The 24,419-nt window shown below is 69.6% G+C and carries 20 protein-coding genes and 1 pseudogene; 13 read left to right on the plus strand and 8 right to left on the minus strand.

From position 1 onward, the window contains the following. The first annotated feature begins 222 nt into the window (after window positions 1–222). On the plus strand, window positions 223–2,511 hold the full coding sequence (locus tag QH276_RS15625) for a glycoside hydrolase family 3 C-terminal domain-containing protein (RefSeq protein WP_280406784.1): 2,289 nt from the start codon (window positions 223–225) through the stop codon (window positions 2,509–2,511). 101 nt (window positions 2,512–2,612) lie between these two features. Here QH276_RS15625 and QH276_RS15630 read toward each other — a convergent pair whose 3' ends face one another. The 6 genes and pseudogenes from QH276_RS15630 to QH276_RS15655 form a co-directional block, all read right to left on the minus strand. Beyond that, the gene (locus QH276_RS15630; protein WP_280396573.1) at window positions 2,613–3,503 is read right to left on the minus strand and encodes an NAD(P)H-dependent flavin oxidoreductase; all 891 of its coding nucleotides are present in this window, start codon (window positions 3,501–3,503) and stop codon (window positions 2,613–2,615) included. Window positions 3,504–3,645: 142 nt separating this feature from the next. After that, entirely contained in the window at window positions 3,646–5,874 is a 2,229-nt protein-coding gene (locus tag QH276_RS15635; RefSeq protein ID WP_280396570.1) for an acyl-CoA dehydrogenase, read from the minus strand. A 109-nt stretch (window positions 5,875–5,983) separates the two neighbouring features. Beyond that, complete coding sequence (locus QH276_RS15640; RefSeq protein WP_280396569.1) at window positions 5,984–7,582, minus strand: GMC oxidoreductase; 1,599 nt, start codon at window positions 7,580–7,582, stop codon at window positions 5,984–5,986. Between the two features lie 292 nt (window positions 7,583–7,874). After that, the gene (locus QH276_RS15645; RefSeq protein WP_348536586.1) at window positions 7,875–8,387 is read right to left on the minus strand and encodes an SRPBCC family protein; all 513 of its coding nucleotides are present in this window, start codon (window positions 8,385–8,387) and stop codon (window positions 7,875–7,877) included. 82 nt (window positions 8,388–8,469) lie between these two features. Continuing rightward, window positions 8,470–9,117 (minus strand): TetR/AcrR family transcriptional regulator, encoded by a 648-nt coding sequence (locus tag QH276_RS15650; RefSeq protein WP_280396568.1) that lies wholly within the window; start codon window positions 9,115–9,117, stop codon window positions 8,470–8,472. A gap of 31 nt (window positions 9,118–9,148) precedes the next feature. Then, window positions 9,149–10,253 (minus strand): annotated as a pseudogene (locus QH276_RS15655) (hydroxysqualene dehydroxylase). A 62-nt stretch (window positions 10,254–10,315) separates the two neighbouring features. Between QH276_RS15655 and QH276_RS15660 the strand changes: the two are divergent. The 7 genes from QH276_RS15660 (at window position 10,316) to QH276_RS15690 (ending at window position 18,115) form a co-directional block, all read left to right on the plus strand. Then, window positions 10,316–11,542 (plus strand): oxygenase MpaB family protein, encoded by a 1,227-nt coding sequence (locus tag QH276_RS15660; protein ID WP_280396567.1) that lies wholly within the window; start codon window positions 10,316–10,318, stop codon window positions 11,540–11,542. 82 nt (window positions 11,543–11,624) lie between these two features. Beyond that, the gene (locus tag QH276_RS15665; protein ID WP_280396566.1) at window positions 11,625–13,412 is read left to right on the plus strand and encodes an acyclic terpene utilization AtuA family protein; all 1,788 of its coding nucleotides are present in this window, start codon (window positions 11,625–11,627) and stop codon (window positions 13,410–13,412) included. Further along, complete coding sequence (locus tag QH276_RS15670; RefSeq protein WP_280406785.1) at window positions 13,399–14,238, plus strand: hypothetical protein; 840 nt, start codon at window positions 13,399–13,401, stop codon at window positions 14,236–14,238. Before QH276_RS15665 ends, QH276_RS15670 begins: the two co-directional genes overlap by 14 nt. Further along, the gene (locus tag QH276_RS15675; RefSeq protein ID WP_280406787.1) at window positions 14,226–14,990 is read left to right on the plus strand and encodes a CoA transferase; all 765 of its coding nucleotides are present in this window, start codon (window positions 14,226–14,228) and stop codon (window positions 14,988–14,990) included. The genes QH276_RS15670 and QH276_RS15675 overlap by 13 nt, the downstream gene beginning before the upstream one ends. Window positions 14,991–15,033: 43 nt before the next feature. After that, entirely contained in the window at window positions 15,034–16,122 is a 1,089-nt protein-coding gene (locus QH276_RS15680) for an ADP-ribosylglycohydrolase family protein (protein ID WP_280399410.1), read from the plus strand. Window positions 16,123–16,252: 130 nt separating this feature from the next. After that, a complete protein-coding gene (locus QH276_RS15685; RefSeq protein WP_280399409.1) occupies window positions 16,253–17,014 on the plus strand; it encodes an SDR family NAD(P)-dependent oxidoreductase in 762 nt (253 codons plus the stop codon). Window positions 17,015–17,227: 213 nt separating this feature from the next. Beyond that, window positions 17,228–18,115, plus strand: a complete 888-nt coding sequence (locus QH276_RS15690; protein WP_280399408.1) for an acyl-CoA thioesterase — start codon at window positions 17,228–17,230, stop codon at window positions 18,113–18,115. Between the two features lie 154 nt (window positions 18,116–18,269). On the opposite strand, the gene QH276_RS15695 is transcribed toward QH276_RS15690, so the two are convergent. Together QH276_RS15695 and QH276_RS15700 are read right to left on the minus strand one after the other, a co-directional pair. Further along, window positions 18,270–19,292, minus strand: a complete 1,023-nt coding sequence (locus QH276_RS15695) for an oxidoreductase (RefSeq protein WP_280399407.1) — start codon at window positions 19,290–19,292, stop codon at window positions 18,270–18,272. Window positions 19,293–19,452: 160 nt separating this feature from the next. Continuing rightward, on the minus strand, window positions 19,453–20,316 hold the full coding sequence (locus QH276_RS15700) for an SAM-dependent methyltransferase (RefSeq protein WP_280399406.1): 864 nt from the start codon (window positions 20,314–20,316) through the stop codon (window positions 19,453–19,455). Window positions 20,317–20,563: 247 nt separating this feature from the next. On the opposite strand from QH276_RS15700, the gene QH276_RS15705 reads away from it, so the two are divergent. The 5 genes from QH276_RS15705 (at window position 20,564) to QH276_RS15725 (ending at window position 24,282) form a co-directional block, all read left to right on the plus strand. Next, window positions 20,564–20,920, plus strand: coding sequence for a DNA polymerase beta superfamily protein (locus QH276_RS15705; RefSeq protein WP_280399405.1), 357 nt, complete (start codon window positions 20,564–20,566; stop codon window positions 20,918–20,920). 73 nt (window positions 20,921–20,993) lie between these two features. Then, on the plus strand, window positions 20,994–22,268 hold the full coding sequence (locus tag QH276_RS15710) for a cytochrome P450 (protein WP_280399404.1): 1,275 nt from the start codon (window positions 20,994–20,996) through the stop codon (window positions 22,266–22,268). Window positions 22,269–22,341: 73 nt separating this feature from the next. Next, window positions 22,342–22,488 carry a DUF1059 domain-containing protein gene (locus QH276_RS15715; protein WP_280399403.1) on the plus strand — a complete coding sequence of 49 codons (147 nt, stop codon included), beginning with the start codon at window positions 22,342–22,344 and terminating at the stop codon, window positions 22,486–22,488. A gap of 129 nt (window positions 22,489–22,617) precedes the next feature. Then, window positions 22,618–23,331, plus strand: a complete 714-nt coding sequence (locus QH276_RS15720; RefSeq protein ID WP_280399402.1) for a 3'(2'),5'-bisphosphate nucleotidase CysQ — start codon at window positions 22,618–22,620, stop codon at window positions 23,329–23,331. 129 nt (window positions 23,332–23,460) lie between these two features. Further along, a complete protein-coding gene (locus tag QH276_RS15725; RefSeq protein WP_280406786.1) occupies window positions 23,461–24,282 on the plus strand; it encodes a mycofactocin-coupled SDR family oxidoreductase in 822 nt (273 codons plus the stop codon). The last annotated feature ends 137 nt before the right edge of the window (window positions 24,283–24,419 follow it).

The following is a 24,419-nucleotide window of genomic DNA, read 5'->3' on the forward strand; positions in this document are numbered from 1 at the left end:
CCCCGCCCCCCCCCCCCCCCCCCCCCCCCCCCCCCCCCCCCCCCCCCCCCCCCCCCCGGGGGGGCGTCTCCCCCCCCCCCCCCCCCCCCCGCGGGGGGGGGGGGGGCGCGCCCCCCCCCCCCCCCCCCCCCCCCCCCCCCCCGGCCCGGGGCGTGTGCGACCCGGGCGAGCGGCGACCGGCGGCTATGTTCGACAACACGCCGAACAATCAGGAGGAGCCGTATGCCGGACCCGGTCAGCACCACCGCCACCGACGCGATCGCCGGCCTCGGTAACGAAGAACGCGCCCGGCTGGGCAGTGGGCGCGACTTCTGGACCACCGAACCGATCGGCGACATCCCCTCGGTCACGATGTCGGACGGACCGCACGGCCTGCGGCATCAAGATCCCGCGCACGCCGGGGACGCGCTGGGTGTCGGACCGTCCATCCCGGCGACCTGTTTTCCCCCGGCGGTCGGATTGAGCCAGAGCTGGGATCCCGGACTGGCCGAGCAGGTGGGTGCGGCGATCGGCCGGGAGGCGCAGGCGGCGGGGGTGCAGATCGTGCTGGGCCCGGGAATCAATATCAAACGGGACCCGCGGTGCGGCCGTAATTTCGAGTACTACTCCGAGGATCCGCATCTCACCGCCGCACTGGCCACCGGCTGGGTGCGCGGTCTGCAGCAGCAGGGCGTGGGCGCCTCGCTGAAACATTTCGCGGCCAACAACGCCGAATTCGACCGGATGCGCTCGAGTTCGGATATCGATCCGCGGCCGCTGCGAGAGATCTATCTGCGTGCGTTCCAGCGGGTGGTCACCGCGGCGGCGCCGTGGACGGTGATGTGTTCCTACAACAAGATCAACGGGGTGTATGCCGCCCAGAACCACTGGCTGCTCACCGAGGTGCTCCGCGGCGAATGGGGTTTCGCGGGCGCCGTGGTCAGCGACTGGGGCGCGGTCGACGACCGGGTCGCGGCCGTGGCCGCCGGACTGGATCTGGCGATGCCCGGGGCGGACGAGGTCGGCGACCGGCGGGTCGCCGAAGCCGTACAGGACGGATCTCTGCCGGACAGCACCCTGGCGACCACGGCGCGCCGGATGGCGGCGCTGGCGCTCGGGGCCGCCGGGAACGCCCGCCCCCATACGCGCTGGGATATCGACGAACAGCACGCCCTGGCCCGGACGGTGGCCGCCCGCTGCGCGGTGCTGCTGAAGAACGAGAACGCCGTGCTACCGCTCGAACCCCGCGGGCATATCGCGGTGATCGGGGAATTCGCCACCGAACCGCGCTACCAAGGCGGCGGTTCCTCCCATGTGAACGCCACCCGGGTGGATATCGCGCTCGACGAGATCCGCGCCCTCGCCGGGGATGCCACCATCGGCCACGCCCGGGGATTCGATACCGCGAACGCGGCGGCGGCCGCGGACCTGCGCGCCGAGGCCGTCGCGGCGGCAGCCGAGGCCGATATCGCCGTCCTGTTCCTCGGCCTGGCGGCGGCACAGGAGTCCGAGGGCTTCGACCGCGAACATCTCGAATTACCGGCCGACCAGCTGGAGTTGCTCGCCGCAGTGCGGGCGGTGCAGTCGCGGATCGTCGTGGTACTCGCCCACGGTGGCGTTCTCCGCCTGGCGCCGATCGTCGATTCTGCCGACGCCATCCTCGATACCGCGCTGCTCGGGCAGGCGGGTGGCGGCGCGATCGCCGATCTGCTGTTCGGGGTCGCCGACCCCGGCGGGCGGCTCACCGAAACGGTGCCGGTCCGGCTCGCCGATGTTCCCGCCTACGACAATTTCCCGGGCGAGAACGGGCACGTCCGTTACGGGGAGGGTATTTTCGTCGGCTACCGCTGGTACGACCGTCGTGAACTCGAGGTGACCTACCCGTTCGGTCACGGACTGTCCTACACGACGTTCGAGTACGGCGATATCCAGGCGACCGCCGGCGACGAGAACGTCACGGTAACGCTCCGCATCACGAACACGGGCAGTCGCCCGGGCCGCGAAATCGTGCAGATCTACCGGGGGCGCGAATCGTCCGCGGTACTGCGCGCACCCCGCGAGCTGTGCGGATTCGCCGCCGTGACAGTGGAACCCGGTGCCGCGCACGACGTCACCGTGGTGATCCCGCGAGACGAATTCGCCTACTGGAACGAGCCGGCCGGCCGGTGGGTGGTCGAGGGCGGGGAGTACACGCTGTTCGCCGCCGCCTCCAGCCGGGACCTGCGGGCACGTACCACCGTCACGCTCACCGGTGATCAGGTCATGGTGCCGCTCACCCGGGAGTCGAGCCTCGCCGAGGTGATGGCGCATCCGGTGGCCGGCCCGGAACTCGGGGAACGCCTGCGACCACTGCTGGGCGATTCGGGATCCGCCGGCGCCGATCTGGGCATCGATATGGTGCAGATGGTCGGCTCCATCCCGATCGGACGCCTCGCCTTGACCTTCGGCGGCCTGATGACCGCGGCTCAGCTCGACGATTTCCTCGACCGGGCGAATAACGGTTCGCGGGCGGATAGCGACGCCGGACCGTAGCGACGACCACGGCGTGGACACTGCCCTTCTCGGGGTGCGCGCCCGTCTCGCCGGTTCGGACGCGACCCCCGGGTGCGCGGCGGGCTTCGCCTGCTCCGGCGTCAGCTCAGCGCGGCAACCCGGGCGCGGGCCAGATGGTATTCCTCGGCCAGGCGATCGACCACGGCGGCGGTGGGGCGTATCTCGTCCACGGCGCCGATACCGTGACCGGCGCCCCAGATATCACGCCACGCCTTGGGCTCGGCGGAACTCAGGAATTCGAGGGAACCCGATTCGCCGGGAACACCCAGTGCGTCCGGGTTCAGGCCGGCCGCGGTGATACTCGGCCGCAGATAGTTGCCCTTCACTCCGGTGAAGTGATCGGTGTAGACGATATCGGCGGCACCGCCCGCCACGATCATCTTCTTGTACTCGGGTACGGCGTCGGCTTCGTCGGTGGCGATGAACATCGAACCGATATAGGCGAAATCGGCGCCCGCGGCGAGGGCGGCCAGCACGCTGTCGCCATGAGCGATCGCACCGGAGAGCGCCAGCGGACCGTCGAACCATTCGCGGATCTCGCGGATCAGCGCGAACGGTGACACCGCGCCGCCGTGACCGCCGGCGCCCGCCGCCACGGCGATCAGCCCGTCGGCGCCCTTGTCGATCGCCTTGCGGGCGTGCACGGTGTTGACGACATCGTGCAGGACCACACCCCCATAGGCGTGGATCCGCTCGTTGATCTCGGGCCGTGCGCCCAGTGAGGTGATCACGATCGGGACCCGGAATTCCTCGAGGATCGCGAGATCGTCGAGGAGCCGCCCGTTGCTGTTGTGCGCGATCATGTTCACGGCGTACGGGGCGGCACCGGGAGTCGCCCCGAGTTCGGTGGTGATCCGGGTGAGCCACTCACGCAACTGATCGGTGGTCCGCGCGTTCAACGCCGGGAAGGACGCGATGATACCGGCTTTCGCCTGCGCCAGTACCAGTTCGGGGCCGGACACGATGAACATCGGGGCGGCGATCACGGGGAGCCGCAGGTTGGTGCGCAGGATCGCGGGGAGTCGCTCGGTCACGGACGTGACACTAACAGAAGGCACACGCCATCAGTCTTGGATCACCTGGTGCGATACCACACACACCGTCCTCCGCAAGCTACTTCCGCGGCAACCCGAGGACCAGCGTGGCGATGGTGTTGAGCTGAATCTCCAGCGTTCCGCCACCGATCACCCAGGTCGGGATGTCCAGCTCGTGATGCACCGGTTCCGATACCGCCTCGCCGAGCGCGGCGGCCGGGCCGATCAGATTCAGCGCCGCGGCCGCGGCATCGGTATGCAACATCGACGCGGCGGCCTTCGCGATACTGGTCGCCGGACCGACCCCGTGCCCGTCCAGCCGGCGGATCGTTTCCCGCAGATTCAGCGCGGAGATTGCGGCGCCCCGCGCACTGATCCGGCCCAGCGTGCGCACCGCGTCGTCCCGGGTACCGGCGAACTCACCACGCTCGATGATGCCGCGGATCCGCGCGTTGTGCCCGGGGTCGCGGACACCACCGATGAACAACCGCTCCTGGGCCAGCGTTTCCAGGGTCAGCGTCCAGCCCTGGCCGGGTTCGCCGAGCACCATCTCGTCCGGGACGAACGCGTCGTCGAAGAAAACCTCGTTGAATTCGGCATCACCACTGGCCTGCACGATCGGGCGCACCCGGACACCGTCGGCGTGCATATCGACCAGGAACATCGTCAGACCCCGGTGCCGTCCCGCGTCGGGGTCGGTCCGCGCCAAGAGCAGTCCCCAGTCGGCGCGATGGGCGAGAGTGGTCCAGATCTTCTGTCCCTGCAGTCGCCAGCCACCCTCGACCCGAGTGGCGCGCAGGCTCAGCGACGCCACATCGGAGCCGGCTTCCGGCTCACTGAACAACTGGCACCAGATCTCCTCGCCGCGCAATGCCGGCCCGGCCAGCCGCGCCAGTTGCGCGGGGGTGCCGCGGTGCAGCACGATCGGCACCACCCACTGCCCGATCCCCATGGAGGGTTGCGCGAGGGCGTGCCGGTCGTATTCGTCCTGCAGGATGAGCTGTTCCAGCGGGCCCGCGTCGATCCCGTAGGGCTGGGCCATCGGCGGCGAGACGAGGCCACTGTCGGCGAGCAGGGTCCGGCGTGCGCCGGTGTTCACCGCGTCGTGGTCGCCGATCTTCGACGGATTCGGATTGTCCAGGTCGGCAGCGCGGTCGAGAATCTCCGAAACCCAGGCGCGGAAAGCGGGATCCGTTTCCGGAAGTGGTACCGCGAAGTTCCGCGGCCCCTGCAGCGCGGCATCGCCGAGCCGCAGTTCCCACGACTCCACCGGCCCCGCGAGTCCGGCCAGTGCCATGGCGCGCCGCCAGTACAGATGGAGATCGTGTTCCCAGGTGAAACCGATGGCACCGTGCAGCGCAAGGCATTCCACCGCCGCGTGTACCGCGTTCCCGAGGGTGGTACAGGCCGCGCCCGCCACCGCATGCGTCCGCTGGCCGGTTTCGTCATCGAGACCGCGGACCGCGTCCCAGGCCGCGGCGGTGGCGAGTTCGCTGGTGATCAGCAGTTGGGCGGTGCGATGCTGAACCGCCTGGAAGGCACCGATGGGCCGGCCGAACTGGACCCGGGATTTGACGTATTCGGTGGCGGTGTCGCTGCACCAGCGAATCACCCCGGCCGCCTCCACTGCCCACAGCGCGATCGCCACCGCTTCGGCGCGGCCGGTATCGATATCGAGCGGCGCGGCGGCCACCCGCTCGAACCGCACCACGCCGATATCCCGGCCCAGATCCACCCCGTCGCGTACCTCGACCTCGACACCGGTGGCGGCGCGTTCGATCAGGAACCAGCGGGTCCGGCCGCCCACCGGCGCCGCGACCACGAAGAGCTCGGCCGACGCCGCCCCGAGAACGAGACCGGTCGGCCCGGACAGGCTCACCCCGGCACCGCCCTCCCCCGCCTCGGTGGTCAGTTCGCCCGCCTGACCGGCGCCGATCACCGCACCGGTCGCCCCCGCCGCGAAACGCCGCAGCGCCTCCCGCGCGGCGGGCTCGCCGGCCGGGGCGAGCACGGTGCTCGCGACCACCGTCGGCAGCAACGGGCCGGGCAGCAGCGCGCGGCCCGATTCGGCGATCACCACGGCCAGATCGTCGAGCGTTCCACCCTGCCCACCCACCGACTCCGGCAGATGCACCCCGGCCAGTCCCAGCGCGACCAGATCCGGCCAGAAGACCGGCCGGCTGCCCTGTTTCAGCTCTTCGGTGTGCTTGCGGGTGTATTCGCGACCGGCGTGCCGGGCGGCGAATCCGGTGACGGTTTCGGCCAGCGCCGTATGGTCGGCGGTCAGGGCAACGGGCACGGCTATCACTCCGGTCGACGGTATCGGGCAATGATCCCGCCGCGGGGGCGGGACACCCAGAGTAGAACACGTTCTACTCTGGGTGCGGAAAACCCCTGAGGATCACCACTGCTCGCCGTCAGATGGCGGTACCCACATCCTGCGCGACGAGGTTGTCCATGGCCCGTTCGGCCACCGCGGCAATGGTCATCGAAGGGTTGCAGGCCGCGGCATTACCGGGTAGCAGCGCCCCGTCGAGAACGTAGAGTCCGCGCTGGCCGAGTACGCGGCCGTCGAGATCGCAGACCGAACCCATACACGCCCCACCCAGCGGGTGCCAGGTCGACGGGAAGGCCCGGTTGGTATCGCCGATCAGCGCGGCCGTGCCGGCCACCTTGCGCACGGTCTTCTCGATCTGCCCGTACTGGACGGCCGCGTCACCGTCCGCGGGCCAGGACAGCCGGGCGGTATCGGCGGCGGAATCGTAGACGAACCGGCCGCGCGCGTCGCTCACGCCGTAGCCGACCAGCATGGTGGTGCGGGCGTCCATCCCCAGCGGCGGCAGCGACGCCTGGATCACGGTATGCGCGGTGCCGGGATCGTCCCAGTTCAAGCTGCCGTAGACGACCGGCCCGCCCTGTTCGGGCCCGAAATCCTCGGCCAGATTCGTCCAGGTGTAGATCCGGTCGGCGTTGGTGCCCCAGCCCGCGCCGAGACCGTCGGGCAGATCGCGGACCAGGTCCTTACCGGCCGCCCGCATGAGCAGGTCGGTGGTGTTCAGACTGCCGGCGGCCAGGACGAGCGCCGTGGTGGTGAGCACCTTTCGCGCCAGCACCCGCGCGTTTTCGTCGGTCTCTTCCACATGCACCAGCCAGCGGCCGTCCGTGGCGCGTTCGATATCGGTGACGTTGTGCAGCACCCGCACCTCGACCAGGCCGGTGGCCTCGGCCGCCGCGATATAGGTGACGTCGACCGAATGCTTCCCGCCGTTGTTCACACCGAACGCCCCGGCCCCGTTGATGTAGGAGGCCTTCATCGCGCCGCGGGTCTCGGCGAGCGCGTAATTCCAGTCGATGGGCATCGGGATCTTCGATACCGGCAGGCCGGCGGCCGCGGCATTGCGCGCGAATACCCGCGCCGCCTTGTAGTTCGGGTGTGCGATCAGCTCGTCCGGGGCGACCGCGAGTCGCAGCATGGCCGCGACCCGCGGATAGTGCACGCGGTCCATCAGCTTCCAGTCGAGTTCCGCGGGGAAGTGGGTGTTGAACACCGCCTCCGCCGGTTGCAGCGACATCCCCTGGTAGAGCAGCGATCCGCCGCCGAGGCCGGCGGCGCACAACGCGGTCATGTTCTCGCCGGCCACGGCGTCGAGCAGACCGGCGTAAGGGCCGAACGCCACCGGTTTGCCGAACAGCTGGGGGTCGGAGCCGTGCCAGAGCAGGCGTTTGTCGGGATCGAGCGGATTGCCGAAGGTATCGGCGTTCGGCCCGGTGGCCCAGCGTTTCCCGCGTTCGAGCAGGAGCACCGGCACCCCGGCCTCGGCCAGGCGCAGCGCCGCGATCCCGCCGCCGAAACCGGAACCGATCACGACCACCCGGTGCTCCTCACGCACCAGCGGGGTCCGCCGGCGTGGCGCCCGCAGAGTGCTGTCCGCCCTACCCACTGCCGAACCCGTGGCCACGACACCCGCCGCGGCCGCGGCACCCCCGAGAAACACGCGCCGAGAAATTGCGGACAAACCGACCTCCGAACCAGCTGTGCACCGCTCCGCGTGACAGCGGGCCGCCGCGGCACCGCCGGCGCGCGCAGCGGCCGGGGTAGCCGACAAGCGGAGTGCCCGTGGGCGATTCCGCGGGCGGGATCGAAAGTAGATACATGTCACATGGAGTGTCAAGAACCTATCGGTCGATTGCCCAAGAGAGGCTCACTGATCTCGATGCGACATATCACACCTGCTCAGAAGCGATTCCGGCGACCCTGGAAAGTGATCCGGACACCAGTCCAGCGCAGGTGGCGGCGTTGGCGGTGCCTCAGCGAGCGGCTTCCAGTTCCGCCTTCAGCCGCTGCAGGGTGCGCCGGATATTGCCCTTCTGGAATTCGGCGAACCCGCGCTGCCCGGTGGCCATACGGTCGAACCACAGGGCGGGCGTATCCGGCCAGCGGGTGCGATCGTCGTACCAGATCTCGGTGACCAGCGTGCCCTCCTCGACCGGTTCGAACCGGTACTCCCAGGTCGCCACCGACACCGGCAGTACCGGTTTCCACAATCCGAACCGGCGCACCTCGAACACGAACCGGGCCGGGCGCTCGGCGACCGTGACGGTGCATTCGGTACGCCATCGCATCGGACCCCGGCGGTTCGACCCCACGAAGGTCATACCCGGATACGCCGGCCGGCCCGGTTCGGCGACCACCGCGCCGGTGTTCTCCGGGCTCCAGCGGCCCATCTGCGTCACATCGCTCACCGCGTCGTAGGCGGTGGCGGGGTTGGTGCCGATCACGATGCTGTCGGACACCTCGATGGTCCGGGTTATCTTCACCACGGCGGTAACTCCTTGTCAGGGCCTTGTTGCCGTCGATCCTAGGGATCCCGCAGCCCCGCCGTGAGTCACCGCGGCCCCGCCGCTACGCGCCGGACCGCCGCCCGGCTCCGGCGGGGCGTGCCGGGGCCGGGCCGGCGACCGGCCCGATGCCGTACTTCATCAGCGGCACGACGGCTGCCCGGATGAAGGTTCGCGCCGCCTGTTCGTCGTCGAAATCCACACCCCCGGTGGGCGTCAGCATCAGCGAATGCGCCATCCGGGCGATCAGCTCCGCGACCGGCCGCGGGTCGTACCGGGCCAGCACACCCTGTTCCTGCCCGGCCGCCAGCACCCCGGCGATGTATTCGATTCCCCGGGAGACCATTTCCTCGCCACGGACCGTGTAGAAACCGAGCGCTTCCTCCGGCGCCACCGCCAGCAATTGGGTGACCAGCGGATGGGTCCGGGTCTGCCGCAGGACGAAAAGGACCGTTTCCTCGATCTGCGCGTCGGTCCCCTCGGTCGCCGTCGCGATCGCCGTCGCCTCCGCGAGCACTCGCTCGATCTCGCGCGACAGCGCCGCCTCGATCAAGGCGTCCTTCCCGGAGAACCGGCGATAGATGGTCACCCGGTTGATGCCGCAGCGGCGCGCGATATCGTCCAGACTGCTCCGCCGGACGCCGACCTGCAGAATACGAGCGAGTGTCTCGTCGAGAATCCGTTCGTCGACTTCGTCATAGCTGCGGAACATGTAGCGAAATTATAGACCGCGTTTCATTGTGTCAGCGCTGGTCACCGGCCGGGGTATACGCCAGCAGCGCCCGGACCGCGCGTTCGGCGCTCTGCGCGGCGCTCTCCATGGTCGCCGACCAGTCGGTCCGGGTCCAATCCCCGGCCAGCATCAGATTGGGTACCGAGGTGCGCTGCCCGGGACGTAGCCCGGCGGTGCCCAGTACCTGCGAAAAGGTCGCCTTGGGCATTTTCACCACCTGCGCGTGGACCACCTTCGCCGCGGCCGCTTCCGGATAGTAGCGGCGGATCAGCGCGAGCTGCTCGGCGACGATCTCGTCGTTGCTCTTGTGGATCTGCTTGTAGGCGCCGCTGGTGGTGAGGCAGTACAGCCAGGCACCGTCGGGGGTCCGGTGATGCATCCGCTGCCGGTCGAAGACCTCGTCGATCACCCCGGTGCCGCCGATGAGGGCTTCCATGGCCGATTTCGTTCCCAGCGGTCGGTCGAGGTACAGGTTGGTGCTGACAATCGGGGTGACACCGAGCTTGTCGGCGGCGGCATAGATTTCGGCATGTTCGGGCAGATCGTCGAGCAGGCCGTGAATACGGGAATTGGGGACCGCGCAGATCACGGCGTCGGCCGGGATCTCGGTACCGTCGACCAACCGCACACCGGTCACCAGGCCGTCGGTGATGACGATCCTGCTGCTCGGTGGTGAGATCGGCGAGATCGGCGGGCTGGAACAGGGCCTCGCGGCCCAGGCGGGCGGTCGCTCGCAGGGCCCGGAGCCGGTCTCGCAGGCCGGCGTCGGGGTGGGCGCCGAGCAGGGTGCGGACGGCCCGGAAACCCGTGGTGTGCAACAGCACCGCGCGTCCACCGGGCCAGCGCAGACTGCCACGTTCCGGGAACTCCAGATGCTCCCGGGTACCCACGCTCTCCAAGTACCGGAACAGGCTGCGATACCCGCTGGCCACCACATGCTGTCCGTTGTCCGGGGTGTCGCCGACCTCCGCGACCTGCATCGCCTGGGTGCGACCGCCGAGGCGCGCGCGGCGTTCGAGGAGTGTCACCTGCTTACCGGCCTCGGCCAGCCAGACCGCGGCGGCGAGCCCGGCCAGGCCACCCCCGATCACGACATAGCGGCGGGAATCGTCCATGCTGCGCTCCAAGCGTAGACCTCGTTATTGACACAATGTAACGCGATCAATACATTCGTTTCATGGGTTCCGCAAATACGGATGCCGGGATTCCCACCCGCCACCCGGCCGCCCCGGTCGCCGTTCCCGGGTTGACGCCTTTCGCCAAGATCATGGGTATCGGTGCGCCGGATGCCGCGACATGGACGGCCATGGGCGAATCCCTGCTCATCGGCGACGAACCGATGGATTCGCTGGTCGACTGGATGCTGCGCACCGGAATGGGGAGCACCCGGCCGCTCTTCGAACAGGCCGTGTCCGCGGGCATCGCCACCGTTGCCGACGCCCCACAGCCCCTGCGCGATTTCTTCACGGCGGTCGAGACTCCGCCGGCCTGGCTGGACGAACAGCGGGTGCGCCGGGGCGAGCAGGTGTTGCGCCGCGGCGGCTACGACGGGCTGTACCTGGCCCGGGACGTCTCGTTCCTCGGTGGCTATCTGGCCTCCGGATTCAACAAGACCCTGTTGCGCACCGGCGCCCTCGAGAAGGGCCCGGCCCAGCGGTTCGCCGAGACCATGCAGTGGGCGCTCGACGTCCAGAACGGAATGGGCAAGTTCGAGCCCGGCTACCGCTCCACCCTGCACGTCCGGTTCGTGCATGCGCTGGTCCGCCGCCACGTCGCCGCCATGCCCGACTGGGACGAGCGGGCCTGGGGTGTGCCGATCAACCAGACCGATATGGCCGCCACCCTGGTCGGCGCGCTCATCGCGCCGTTCATCGGCGGCCTGGCAATGGGAATCGTGCCCTCACGCGACGATCGCGAGGCGGCCGCCCATCTGGCGCGCTACGTCGGCCATCTGATGGGTGTGGCCGACGAATGGCTGCCCACCGGATATCGCGACAGCGTGCGCATCCTCTATCACACGATGACGGCCATCACCAACCCCGACGACACCACCCGCCAGCTCGCCCTGCCCATGGCGAACGACCCACTGACCTGGAACTATCCGAATCTCCCATGGTTGCGCGGGCAGCTCGCGCGGGCGCAGCACCTGTCGATCTCGAGCATGTATCTCGGCCCGGCCGCCATGCGCGAGCTGGGCCTGTGGCCGTATATGCCGCCGTGGTACCCACTGCTGCGCCTCCCGGTCAACCTGGCCCGCAGCGTGGCCACCCGGATCAGCCCGGCCGCCCGGCGGCACGCGGAGGAACGCGGGCTGCGCGAACAGGCCGCGTTCAAACGGCTACTCGTCGGCACGGGCCCCGCCGAGGTGGGTATGTCCGCGCACCATCTGCAGGCCACGGCTTAGCCGCCCGGCGCCTGTTCCTCCCTACCCCTGATGTCGCCCGCCCTCACATGGCAGACTCGCCGGTGCACGAGGAGGTGTACTGATGGCAGACCGACCCATCCGCCTGGCGAATTTCTCCGGTTACCACGGCGACCGGTTCACCGCGGTGGACGAGGTGCTCGCCGGTGATCCGGTCGATGTCCTGGTGGGCGACTACCTGGCGGAGATCACCCTCGCCGCGCTCGCGGCGCGCTACCTGGCCGATCCGGGTCGCGGGTACGTCGAGTACTTCGTGGATCAGCTGCGGCCGCATCTGCGCACGATCGCCGAGCGGGGCATCAAGGTGGTCACCAATGCGGGCGGGTTCAATCCCGCGGGACTGGCCGCCGTCCTGCGCGGCGAACTCGCGGCGGCCGGGGTGTCGTTGCGGGTGGCCCATATCGAGGGCGACAACGTCGCGTCCCGCCTGCCACAGTTGCAGGCCGACGGTCACCGGCTGGCGAATCTCGATACCGGCGAACCGCTCTCGGCGTGGCCGGTGGTCCCCATCGCCGCCAACGCCTACCTCGGCGGATGGGGTATCACGCGGGCACTCGGCGAAGGAGCCGATATCGTCGTCTGCGGCCGGGTCACCGACGCTTCGCTCAGCTCCGGTCCCGCGGCCTGGTGGCACGGCTGGTCCACCGAGGACCACGACGAACTGGCCGGGGCGGTGCTCGCGGGCCACATCATCGAATGCGGCCCGCAGGCGGTGGGCGGCAACTTCTCCGGCTTCGCCGCGATCGAGCAGCCGGTGACGCCCGGTTTCCCCATCGCGGAGATCGCCGCCGACGGCAGCTGCGTGATCACCAAACACCGCGGTCACGCCGGCGCGGTGACCGTCGATACGGTCACCGCGCAGTTGGTGTACGAAATCCAGGGGCCTCGCTATCTCAATCCGGACGTCACGGTCCACCTCGACGCGGTCCGGCTCACCGCGCTCGCCCCCGACCGGGTCCGGGTCGCCGGTGCCACCGGTTCCCCGCCACCACCGACGACCAAGGTCGCCGTCTTCGGCCGGATCGGCTATCAGCTGGTCAACACCGTCTATCTCACGGCGCCCGATATTCCGCGGAAGCTCGACCTGCTGCGCTGCCAGCTCGACAGTGTCCGGCCCGCCGGGGTCGAGCTGTATCTGACGCCGATCGGTACCGCCGCGACCGACCCCTCGTCGCAGTGGGAAGCCACGGTCGCCGTCCGGATTCTGGCCACGGCAGCCGACCGGGAAGACCTTGCGCGCCTCGGACTCCCCCGCCTGCTGGGCAGCCTGTACCTGCAGAGCTATCCGGGCTACTTCCAGGATGTCGCCGCCGTACCCCAATCGGCACCCACGCCGCGCATCGAATACTGGCCGGCGCTGCTCGATACGCACGCGATCGACCATCGGCTCGTCCTCGACGAACGCAGCGTCGCGATACCACCCGCGCAGGCCGGTCCGGTCCTCCCGCAACCGGTCCACCCGGAACCCACCGGGCAGCCGGACGCGGAGCCCGCGCGACCGGAACGACTCGCCGCGCTCAGCTACGCACGCAGCGGAGACAAAGGCGGCAACTGCAACGTGGGTATCTGGACGCCCTATCCAGAAGCATGGCCGTGGCTGCGCGAGTTCCTGTCCACCGGCACACTGCGTGAGCTCCTGCCCGAGGTGAAGGACCTCGATATCGTGCGCCACGAATTCCCCGAATTGCGCGCGGTGCATTTCGTGCTGCGCGGCCTGCTCGGCACCGGCGGTTCGGCGAATACCCGGGTCGACCAGGTGGGTAAAGCCGTCGGCGAATACCTGCGCGCCGCCGTCGTTCCCATTCCGCAGGCCCTGCTCGACTCCCTGGAACGCCTCGATGACTCCTACTGAACCGGCCCTCACCACTCGGCTCCGCGCGGCCGTATCCTCTCCCGCCACCGACGACACCTTCGACCCGCACGGCGCACTCGGTGAACTGCTCGCCGGTTTCGGGATGACCGCCGCGGAAACCGGAGGCACGATCACCTTCCACGGTGCCGACCCGGTGGTGCCCAGCACGCTGCGGCTGGGCGGCGCCGCCGCGATCACGCTGGCCGCGTATTCGGCCACGGTGGCCCGGATGTGGCGGCTGCGCGGGGGAACCGGTCAGGACATCACGGTCGATCTGCGCCGCGCTCCGCACCGGCTGTGCCCGTTCTACGACCGGAAATGGGAGCTACTGAACGGGTACCCGCCGGGGACTCCGGCGAATGCCGGGAATGCCTTGGGTTTCCGGTTCTACCGGACCGCCGACGAGCGCTGGGTGATGCCGCTCAATCCCTACCCGAAGATCAAACTGGCGGCACAGCGGCTGCTGGGCGTCCCCGAGGACAGCCGGGCGGTCGCCGCCGCGGTCGCGGAGTGGAAGGGCCGCGAATTGGAGGATGCCGCGGCCGCGGCCGGGGGGGGGGGGGGGGGGGGGGGGGGGGCCGCCCCGCGGCGGGGGGGGGGGTGGGTCGGGCCCGTTATTGGCTGGCGCCCGGGCCCGCGGCCGGGGTGGTGCTGCCGATGCTGCGCAGCACCACCGAGTTGCTGGACGAACCGCAGTACCGCGATGTGCTGGCCGAACTACCGCTGGTGGAGATCACCCGCATCGCCGACAGCGCTCCCGAACCGCTGCCCGGCGGCGCCGAGCAGCCGCTGTCCGGTATCCGGGCCCTCGGCATGGGTCATGTGATCGCCGGCGCGGGGGCGGGCCGGGCACTGGCCCTGCACGGCGCCGATGTGCTGAATCTGTGGCGGCCCGACGAACTCGAACACGACGCCACCTACGTCAGCGCGAATGTCGGCGTCCGGTCGGCGACCCTGGACCCCTACAGTCCCGAGGCCGCGCGCCGGATCCGCGACCTGCTCGCGGCGGCGGATGTGTTCTACGCCAATCGCCGTCCCGGATATCTGTCCCGGATCGAGCTGTCCGCGGCGGAGGCCGCCGAACTGCGGCCCGGCCTCGTGCACGCGACGGTTTCGCTCAACGGCACGTACGGACCGTGGGCGGACCGGCTCGGTTTCGACCAGACGGCCGGCAGCCTCGTCGGCATGATGGGACTCGAGGGCGACGGGCAGCGCCCGATGCTGCCCCCGATCATGGTGGTCAACGATTACATCGTGTCGTGGCTGCTGGCGGCCGGGGTGGTGACCGCGTTGGCCCGGCGCGCCACCGAGGGTGGAAGCTACCGGGTGCACGTCTCGCTGACCCGGGCCGCGCTGTGGATTCTCGCGCTCGGCATCTTCGACCGCGACTACGCCCACGCCGTCGCCGGGCAGGGCGACCGCCACCGCTACCTCGACCCGGAAACCTTCACCGCCCAGACGCCGCTCGGCCACTACCAGGGGGTGACCGACCAGGTGACGATGTCGCGCACTCCCGGCCGGTACCGCACGATCCTGGTCCCCCGCGGCTCGGGTCGCCCCAAATGGCTGCCGCGGTGAACCCACTGTCGCCGAAGACAACGGGCTGGGAGGATCGTCGGCCGTGCGTGATAACGAAACACTCGTCGACAAGGTACGTGGCGCTCTGGTGGGCGGTGCGCTCGGGGATGCCCTGGGCTGGCCGGTCGAATTCCTCTCCCGGGACGAAATTCTGCGGCGCCACGGCACACCCGGAATCACCGGATTCCTGCCCGGGCCGGTGCCGGGGGAGCCCGCCGCTGTCACCGACGACACCCAGATGACGCTGTTCACCGCGGAAGCGCTGTTACGCTGCCCACCCGGCGGTGATGCGGTTGCGGCGGTGCGCCGGGCCTATCTGCGGTGGCTGCGGACGCAGCTCGACCCGGGCCCGGCCCCCGAACCCGATGGATGGCTGGCCGCGCAGCGCTTCCTGTATGCCGTCCGGGCGCCGGGTAACGCCTGTATGACCGGCCTGCGGCGGCAATCCACCGAGTTGCTGCGGCCGCGGCCGTTCGGCGAACCCGGTCCGGTGAACGCGCATTCCAAGGGCTGCGGGACGGTGATGCGGTCGGCGCCGTTCGGCCTCACGGCTTCGGGCCCGGCCGCCGCGTTCGACCTCGCCGCGCGCTGCGGTCAGCTGACGCACGGGCACCCCACCGGCTACCTCGCCGCGGGTGCGTTCGCGGCCCTCGTGGAGCAGTCGATCCAGGGCGTCGACCTGAGCGCGGCGGTCGGCGATGTGGTGGGCCGGCTGCGCGCGATCCCGGAGTCCGGGGAAACGGTCGAGGCCCTCGAGCATGCGGTGCGGCTGGCCGATACGGAGCCGGCGACCCCGACGGGGGTCCTCCAGGCGGGCGAGGGGTGGATCGCCGAGGAATGTCTCGCCGTGGCCGTCTACTGCGCCCTGTCCGCGCAGCGGACCGGTGATGTGCGGGGCGCGTTGCTGCTGGCGGTGAACCATTCCGGTGATTCCGATTCCACCGGCGCGGTCGCCGGGAACCTGATCGGGGCAGGGCACGGCCTCTCGGCTCTCCCCGGGGAATGGGTCGCCGCGGTGGAGGGCCGCGATGTGCTGATCCGGGTCGCCGACGATCTGGTGATCTGCTTCCACTACGGCGACCGCGCACGGATCGCGGAGCGATACCCGCTCGACGCCGAGCCGGAGAACTGAGCGGATGACCAGCACTTTCACCGACACTTCTGCGAAAATGCCGATCGGCGCCCGCCGGGCGGTTATAACGTAAGCCGGGGCCCCATCGGCGATCGATGGCCTACGCCGAAGACCGAGAAAGACAGGAAATATGGAGATTCAGGGAGCACGGGCAATCGTCGTCGGAGGCGCCTCCGGGATGGGCCGGGCCAGCGCCGAACAGCTCGCGGCGCGCGGCGCGAAGGTCGTCGTGGTCGACCGGACCGCGAGTGAGGGCAGCAAGGTCGCCGCCGACCTCGGCGGCTCCTTCTTCGAGGCCGATGTCACCGACCACGCCGGTGTCGAAACGGTGCTGGCCGAGGCAGTGGAGCAGCTGGGCGGTCTCGATATCGCGGTGAACACCGCCGGCGGCGGCATCGCCAAACGCACCCTGTCCAAGACCGGGCCGCACGATCTCGAATCGTTCACCCAGATCATCAATCTGAACCTGATCGCCACCTTCAACCTCAACCGGCTGCAGGCGTGGCATATGAGCCAGGGCGAACCCAATGCCGACGGCGAACGCGGTGTCATCATCAACACCGCCTCCATCGCGGCGTTCGAAGGACAGATCGGGCAGGTTGCCTACACCGCCGCCAAGGCCGGGATCGCCGGGATGGCCCTGACGATGGCCCGCGACCTCGGCTCGGTCGGGGTGCGCGTGCTGGCCATCGCGCCGTCGCTGTTCGATACCGGCATCCTGGCCGGGGTACCGGAGGAAATGGTGACGCCGCTGGTTTCGGGTAACGCCTTCCCGAAGCGGATGGGCCGGCCCGAGGAATACGCCAAACTGGCCTGCGCGATCGTGGACAACGCCATGCTCAACGGCCAATGCCTGCGCCTCGACGCCGGTATGCGCTTCGCCCCCAAGTGAATCGGCGATCCGCCGCGGGCGGGTGGGTCCGCCCACGGCCCGGACACCGGGGCGCCGCGCGCCGGTCCGGCGGGCACGCACCATAATGTTCTCTGCGCAGCGCCGGTCCGGGCTCCGGGCCGGCGGCGCTGCGCGCACGTCCGGAGCGAAGGCAGCCGTGCCGAGCTCGCACACTGCGGCTCATGGCCGCCTATTGCCCCACTGGAGGTGGCCATGAGCCTGGAATCCGTGCGGCCCGCGGAATCGGTGGCCGATCGCCTCACCCTCGAACGCCTCGGCGACCACCGGTTCCGGGGCCGCGTCCACGACGGCCCGGCCCGGCGTAGCTACGGCGGCGAGGTCGCGGGCCAGGCGATACTGGCGGCGGGGCATACCGCCCCCGCGGACCGGCCGATCCATTCCGCGCAAACCTATTTCCTGCTGCCCGGGGACACCACGGTGCCCACCGAGTTCGTCGTCGAACCGGTGCGCGACGGCGGTTCCTTCTCCACCCGGCGGGTGGAGGCGATCCAGAACGGCCGGGTGATCTTCACGATGCTGGCGTCGTTCCATCGGGAGGAGCAGGGACTCGAACATCAGGTCGCCACTCTCGATGCTCCGGGACCGGACGAAGTCCCCGATCTGGACGCGGTATTCGCCGGCCATCCGGACGCCCTGGAATGGACCGGCACCTTCCTCGACGCCCTGGGTATCGATGCCCGGTTCCCGGATCCGCTCGCCCGCGCGCAGGCCATGCGCGGCGAGGCCTCCTCGGCCCGGCAACGGGTGTGGTTGCGTACCCGGGCACCGTTACCCGACGCGCGGCTCGAGCAGGCGGCCTGCCTGATGTATCTCAGCGATCTGCTGCTGCTCTCGGCGACCACCGGGCCGCACGGTGCAGAACTGCGAGACCGCGAGCTCCAGGTGGCGACAGTCAATCACTCCATCTGGTTCCACGCACCCCTGCGGGTCGACGAGTGGTTCCTGCACGACCAGTACGGCCGGTGGGCGGGCGGCGGCCGTGGGCTCGCGCACGGCGAAATCCTCGACCGCTCCGGACGGCTGTGTGCGACCACCATGCAAGAAGGCCTGATCCGGCGCCGCGGAACGCCCGGGCGCTGACACCTCGCCCGGGTAGCCGCGGTCGACGCGATCACCGGCGGCGACCGCCTCCGGGCTCGGCTCGGCTCGGCTCGGCTCGGCTCGGCTCGGCTCGGCTCGGCTCGGCTCGGCTCGGCTCGGGAGAGTGTCCGGCCGCTCCGGTCCTCGGCCGGCGCTACGTACCCTCGGCGGCGGCCTGCGGAGATGCGGTCCCTCCGTCGACCCGGATACTCGCCGGTGGTTCCGACTCCGTTTTCCCGAGCGCGAATTCCACGCCGGTCAGTTCTTCGGCCACCGCCCACAGCCGCTGTCCGGTCGCCGGGTCGCAGGCCGGCGGCGCAGCGGGTACGGCGACCGGCGGCCCGACCAGTCCGAAGCGGTGCGCCGGACCGAAGAATCCGGCGCCCGGCACGGTGGGGTCGAGCGCGGCCCGCAGAATGGGCTGCGCTCCCTGTTCCGGCGTCTGGGTGACCAAGCGCGCCAAGGTCATCACCACACCGCTGTAGGCGATTCGGACCAGCAGGCTTTCGTCACGCAGAATCGTCGACCGCACTCCACCGGGGTGCGCACCGGCCGACAGTGCCGGCGATCCGGCGGCCGTGAGCCGGCGCTGCAACTCCACCATGAATGTGGTGGAGGCCATTTTCGACCGCGAATAGGTGACGAGGCGGCCGAAGCTGCGCTCGGACTGCAGATCGTCGAAATCCAGTGCTGCGCGGCGGCTGCCGTGACTGAGGCTGCCGACAGTGACCACCCGCCCGGCGGGCGCCGCGCTGACCAGATCGATCAGCTGCGCGGTGAGCGCGAAATGACCCAGGAAGTTGATCCCGAAATCGCTTTCGAATCCTTCCACGGTGAGTGTCCGGCTACCGGCCACCACTCCGGCGTTGTTGATCAGCAGATCGATGCGGGGCAGTTCGGTGTGCAGGCGGCGCGCACAGCCGGCGATCGAGGCCAGGCTGCCGAGATCGACATGAGTCGTGCGGATATCGGCATCCGGTACCGAACCCTGGATATCCTTCTTGGCCGCGGCAGCCGCGGTGTCGTTACGGCAGGCGAGAATCACCCGTGCGCCGCGGCGGGCCAGACTCCGCGCCACTTCCAGGCCGATACCGGTATTCGATCCGGTCACCACTGCGGTCCGCCCGGACTGATCGGGCGCTGCTGCCAAGGTCCACGGTGCGTTCGACGAGCTCACGGCATCTATCCAGTTCCAGCGGGTGGATGGCACCCGCCGGCCGCGATCTCGTCGCCCACCGGCGGGCAGCCGGGTCAGCCGAAGTATAATTTAATTCTCGAAACTGCGAATACCGTTACCGAACAGCCGGACGTCGGTCGGCCACCGTTGCCCGCCTTTTTTATTGCACCACCGTGAACCCCGCCTTGCGGCCCACCCCGCCCAGAATCAATCGCTCCTCGGCGCTGCCCGGCGGCCGCACCGGCCCCGATGGCCACCACTCGTCGAGCGGAACCACACCCGGCTCGATCAGATCCAGTCCCGACAAGAAGGACTCGATCTCCTCCCGGCTCCGATACCAGCCCGAGCCCAAGCCCTTCTCGACGAAACGCCGTTCCACTTCACGAGCCAGCTCGTGATCCGGCGCGTCCTCCCCCGGATCCCAGAAGTGGGTGATCGCCACATACGAGCCCGGGCTCAGCGCCTCCACCACCCGGGCCGTGATGCCCGCCGGATCGGCGGCATCCGGGATATGGTGCAGTACAGCGCCCAGGATCACCGCGACCGGGCGGTCCCGGTCCAGATATCGCCAGACCGCCGAATCCCGGTCGAGGACACCCGGATCGGTGAGATCGCCGTGAAGGTAAACGGTGTCCTCGTTGGTTTCCAGCAGTACCCGCCCGTGGGCGCTGACCATCGGATCGTTGTCCAGGTACACGACCCGCGCCCACGGATTCACCAACTGAGCGATCTCGTGGGTGTTGCCCACAGTGGGCAAACCGGCGCCGGCATCGAGGAATTGCTCCACTCCGACGACTCCGGCCAGATAGCGCACCACCCGGCGCAGCCACGCCCGATTGCGGCGAGCGACCGTACGCATACCGGGCGCTACCTCCAGAATCGCGTCCAGTGCCTGACGATCGGCATCGACATTGTCCTTCCCCCCGAGAGCGGCATCGTAGACCCGGGCGATACTCGCCCGGGAGGTATCGACCCCGGCCGGGGGCAGCCCGGGAGCCGATGAGCGGAACGGTGAATCTGGCATCGATTTCTCTCTATCCGGTTGTGGTGGCGCGGAAAACAACAGACAGGGCTCGACAGTCCTGACGGCGGCGGCGCGGCGAATTCATCGCGCCGCGGCGAGATTCGTCCGGAGTTTTTTCCGGCGCCGGTGTTCGTGCTGTTCGGGCGGGCGAAATTCGCTGGAAGCGGGGCGTCCGGGTGATCATGATGAGTGCTTGGACGCCACACGCTCGGGTGGTGTGCGGAGCGGGAACAGGGAGGGCCCACGGATGGACGGCAGGCGCGATGTCCTACTCGAGGGGGTCGTCGGCTCGACGGCGTACGGTTTGGCCGGTCCGGGCAGCGATATCGATTACGCCGGAATCTATGTCGAACCCACTCGCAATCTACTGGGCCTGCGCCCGCCGCAGCGGCTCACCCGGCAAGGCGGCGACGGCGCGGACGCCACCTACCACGAGATCGGCAAGGCCATGCGGCTCATGCTGTCGTGCAACAGTTTCGACACCGCGGTGAGCGTCCTGCCGCCCACGCCGGACGAGGCGCCGCTGGACGACCTGCTGCAGCGGATCCGCCGGGCGCATCTGGATTCCCCGGAAGCCCACGCCCGCAGCGTAACGGCGCTCTAGAGTATTTCCTACGACTCGCGCGGCCAGAGCCCGTTCCCGCGCGCATCCAGAATCACCGAGCTCGGAGTCGCTCATGAGCCCTCTCGACAGCGCGCCCGCCGCCTCGCGCCGCTACCACCGGCTCGATATCTCACACCCCGATTTCTGGGCCCGGGATTTCGATGCGCGCGACGAGGTGTTCGCCGAATTGCGCGCCGAACCCGGCCTCACCTGGCATGCGCCCCCGCCGGCGGTGTTCCCACATTCCGAGCCCGGGTACTGGGCGGTGACACGGCACCACGATATCGCCTTCCTCAGCCGTCATCCCGAACTGTTCACCTCCACCTCGGGAATCAGCCTGGACCCGATGCCGATCGAGGTGCAGCGTCCCACCACGTTCTTCCTCACCATGGACCCACCACAGCACACCCGCTACCGGCGCCTGATCAGTTCGGCGTTCACGCCGAAACAGGTGCGGCGCATCGAATCCCAGATCCAGGCCAATGCCACCGAGATCGTCGGCGAATTCCTCGTGCGGTTGCGCTCCGGCGACACGGTCGATTTCGTCGACAGCCTCGCCCGCAAACTGCCCATGCGCACCATTTCGGACATGATCGGTATCGAGCCCGGCGACCGGGACGCGGTCGCGTACGCGGCCGAGGCGATGTTCGGTGCCAGCGACGACGAATACACCACGCTCGAGGAACGTGCCACGTTCTTCATGACGCAATTCGGCATCCTGCACCGCGCCGGCACCGAACTGGCGCAGCGGCGGCGGGCCCGGCCGCGCGACGATCTGATGTCGGCCATCGTGGCCGCCGAGGTGGACGGTCACCGGCTCACCGACGAAGAGATCGGCGCGTTCATGGTGCTGCTCGCCTCCGCGGGAAACGACACCACCAAACAGACCACCTCCCATGCGTTCAAGGCGCTCGTGGAACATCCCGCACAGCGGGAATGGCTGCTCGAGAATTTCGATGCCCGGATCGGGGGCGCGGTCGAGGAATTCGTGCGCTGGGCTACACCGGTCCTGCATTTCGCCCGGCACGCGGTCACCGATGCCGAGGTCGCCGGCACCCGGATACGGGCCGGGGAAAAGCTCGTCATGTTCTACTGTTCGGCCAACCGCGACGAATCCGCCCTCGACGATCCGCAGATCTTCGATATCACCCGCACCCAGAATCCGCATTCGGGATTCGGTGGCGGCGGTGCCCATTTCTGCCTGGGCGCCTGGCTGGCCCGGATGCAGTTGCGGCTGCTGTTCGCGGAACTGCTCACCCGGACCCCGGAGGTGGTGCTCGGCGCACCCGAGTACGTGCACAGCGATTTCGTGCACGGTATCAAGCGGATGCCGGTGCGGCGGGCCTGATCGGCGGGCGGCGCACCGGCCCGGCTACTACGCTGATCGGCGTTGTCTCCCCTTGACGAAAGGACAGCCCGAGATGAAGACCCAGCTGAACTGCCCCTGCGGCGAACACCTGACCGGCGCGAACGAGGACGAGCTCGTCGATGTCGTGCGTAAGCATCTGGCCGAGAACCACCCGGGCCACGACTACACCCGCGACCAGATTCTCTTCATGGCCTACTGACCGGGCCCGCCGCGCCCGTACCGGCCGCCGGCCCCGGCCGGGTACGGGTCGCCCCCGCGCGCGGCGAGTCCGCCGGGGGGACCGTGTTATATGGATCCGGGGCGGCGCAGCCCGCCAGGAAGGATCCCCATGGACGACCACACTCTCGCTGCGGCTCTGGCCGCGGAAGCCGGTGAACTTCTGCTGTCGATCCGCGAACTCGGCGGCCGGGTCGGTGACGAGCGCTCCAACCGCCTGCTGCTCGACCGATTGGCCCGGGAACGGCCCGCCGATCTCGTGCTCTCCGAGGAATCCCCCGACGACCCGGCCCGGACCGAGCGTTCCCGCGTGTGGATCGTCGACCCGCTCGACGGTACCCGGGAATTCGGTGAACCGGGGCGCACGGATTGGGCGGTGCACGTGGCACTCGCGATCGACGGGGATCCCGCAGTCGGCGCCGTCGCACTACCGGCCACAGGGACGGTCCTGCACACCGGTCAGCCTCCGGTACTCACCGATCCGCCGCCGCCCGGCACCGTGCGGGTCGCGCTGTCGCGCAGCCGCCCCTCCTTCGACGTCCTGCGGATGGTGTCCCGGCTGTCGGCGATCGAGGTGCCGATGGGATCGGCCGGGGCGAAGGCGATGGCGGTCGTGCGCGGGCAGGCCGATATCTACGCGCATTCCGGTGGGCAGTACGAATGGGACTCGTGTGCCCCGGTGGCGGTCGCGCGGGCGGCCGGGCTGCATGTCTCCCGGCTCGACGGCTCCCCGCTGCGCTACAACCGCCCCGATCCGTATCTCCCGGATCTGCTGATCTGCCGGCCCGAACTCGCCGAACAGGCGCTGAAGGCGCTGTCGGAGTAGCTCACGTCTCCTGCCTCCGCACACGGCGTGACCGGCACCGATCCAGCCGGTCACCGGCGGTCCGTGCGTGCGGAACACCGTTTCGCACACAATGGTCGGACGTTTCCCGCAACGACAGGAGTTGAACAAGTGAGCGGTCGACTAGCCGGCAAGGTAGCTTTCGTCACCGGGGCAGCCCGCGGTCAGGGGCGCGCGCATGCGGTGCGGCTCGCGGCGGAGGGCGCCGAGATCATCGCGGTCGACCTGTGCGGGCCGCTGCCGCCGGAGGTGCCCTACGATTCCGCGACCCCTGACGATCTCGACGAAACCGTCCGGCTGGTGGAAGGTGCCGGTGGCAAAATCTTCGCCACCGCCGCCGATACTCGTGACCTCGCCGCACTACGGGCCACCGTGGACGAGGGCGTCGCCCGGTTCGGCCGCCTGGATGTGATCGTGGCCAACGCCGGGATCTGCATCCCGCAGCCGTGGGACGAGATCACCCCGGAATCGTTCCGGTCGGTCCTGGACACCAATGTCACCGGAACCTGGAATACGGTGATGGCCGGTGCGCACCACATCGTCGAGGGCGGACGTGGCGGTTCGATCATCCTGATCAGTTCGGCGTCGGGGGTGGCCATGCAGCCGTTCATGGTGCACTACACCGCCAGTAAGCACGCGGTGACCGGGATGGCGCGGGCGTTCGCCGCCGAACTCGGGAAACATTCGATCCGGGTCAACAGCGTCGCGCCCGGGCCCGTGGCCACGCCGATGGGGTCCGGCGATATGGTCGGCGCCCTCACCCGCGCCGGCGAGACCAACGAGTTGCTGGCCCGGATGAACACCCCGCTGCTGCCGGAGGGGATCGCCATGCCCGAGGACATCGCGGACGCGGTGTGCTGGCTGGCGAGCGAGGAGTCGCGGTTCGTCACCGCGAGCAGTATTTGGGTGGTTCTGGGGTCGGCGCAGTACTGACCGCTGCGCCCTCGGGGGGGGGGCCCCCCCCCGCCGCGGCGGCGCCGGGGGGGGGGGGGGGCGGCGGGGGGAGGGGGGGTGAGAATGGAAAATCAAAGGAGGCAGCGCGCTCATAGGGGCCGCGCGGAGGCGCGGGG

Source organism: Nocardia carnea (assembly GCF_029869215.1).
Classification (GTDB): domain Bacteria; phylum Actinomycetota; class Actinomycetes; order Mycobacteriales; family Mycobacteriaceae; genus Nocardia; species Nocardia carnea_B.

Bases quoted from the DNA above. Each gene is read 5' to 3' on its own strand.
- QH276_RS15720 (WP_280399402.1), top strand. From the start codon at position 22,618: ATGGACGACCACACTCTCGCTGCGGCTCTGGCCGCGGAAGCCGGTGAA.
- QH276_RS15675 (WP_280406787.1), top strand. From the start codon at position 14,226: ATGGGTCATGTGATCGCCGGCGCGGGGGCGGGCCGGGCACTGGCCCTG.
- QH276_RS15625 (WP_280406784.1), top strand. From the start codon at position 223: ATGCCGGACCCGGTCAGCACCACCGCCACCGACGCGATCGCCGGCCTC.
- QH276_RS15710 (WP_280399404.1), top strand. From the start codon at position 20,994: ATGAGCCCTCTCGACAGCGCGCCCGCCGCCTCGCGCCGCTACCACCGG.
- QH276_RS15685 (WP_280399409.1), top strand. From the start codon at position 16,253: ATGGAGATTCAGGGAGCACGGGCAATCGTCGTCGGAGGCGCCTCCGGG.
- QH276_RS15660 (WP_280396567.1), top strand. From the start codon at position 10,316: ATGGGTTCCGCAAATACGGATGCCGGGATTCCCACCCGCCACCCGGCC.
- QH276_RS15715 (WP_280399403.1), top strand. From the start codon at position 22,342: ATGAAGACCCAGCTGAACTGCCCCTGCGGCGAACACCTGACCGGCGCG.
- QH276_RS15630 (WP_280396573.1), bottom strand. From the start codon at position 3,503: ATGTTCATCGTGTCCGGCCCCGAACTGGTACTGGCGCAGGCGAAAGCC.
- QH276_RS15690 (WP_280399408.1), top strand. From the start codon at position 17,228: ATGAGCCTGGAATCCGTGCGGCCCGCGGAATCGGTGGCCGATCGCCTC.
- QH276_RS15665 (WP_280396566.1), top strand. From the start codon at position 11,625: ATGGCAGACCGACCCATCCGCCTGGCGAATTTCTCCGGTTACCACGGC.
- QH276_RS15670 (WP_280406785.1), top strand. From the start codon at position 13,399: ATGACTCCTACTGAACCGGCCCTCACCACTCGGCTCCGCGCGGCCGTA.
- QH276_RS15705 (WP_280399405.1), top strand. From the start codon at position 20,564: ATGGACGGCAGGCGCGATGTCCTACTCGAGGGGGTCGTCGGCTCGACG.
- QH276_RS15700 (WP_280399406.1), bottom strand. From the start codon at position 20,316: ATGCCAGATTCACCGTTCCGCTCATCGGCTCCCGGGCTGCCCCCGGCC.
- QH276_RS15650 (WP_280396568.1), bottom strand. From the start codon at position 9,117: ATGTTCCGCAGCTATGACGAAGTCGACGAACGGATTCTCGACGAGACA.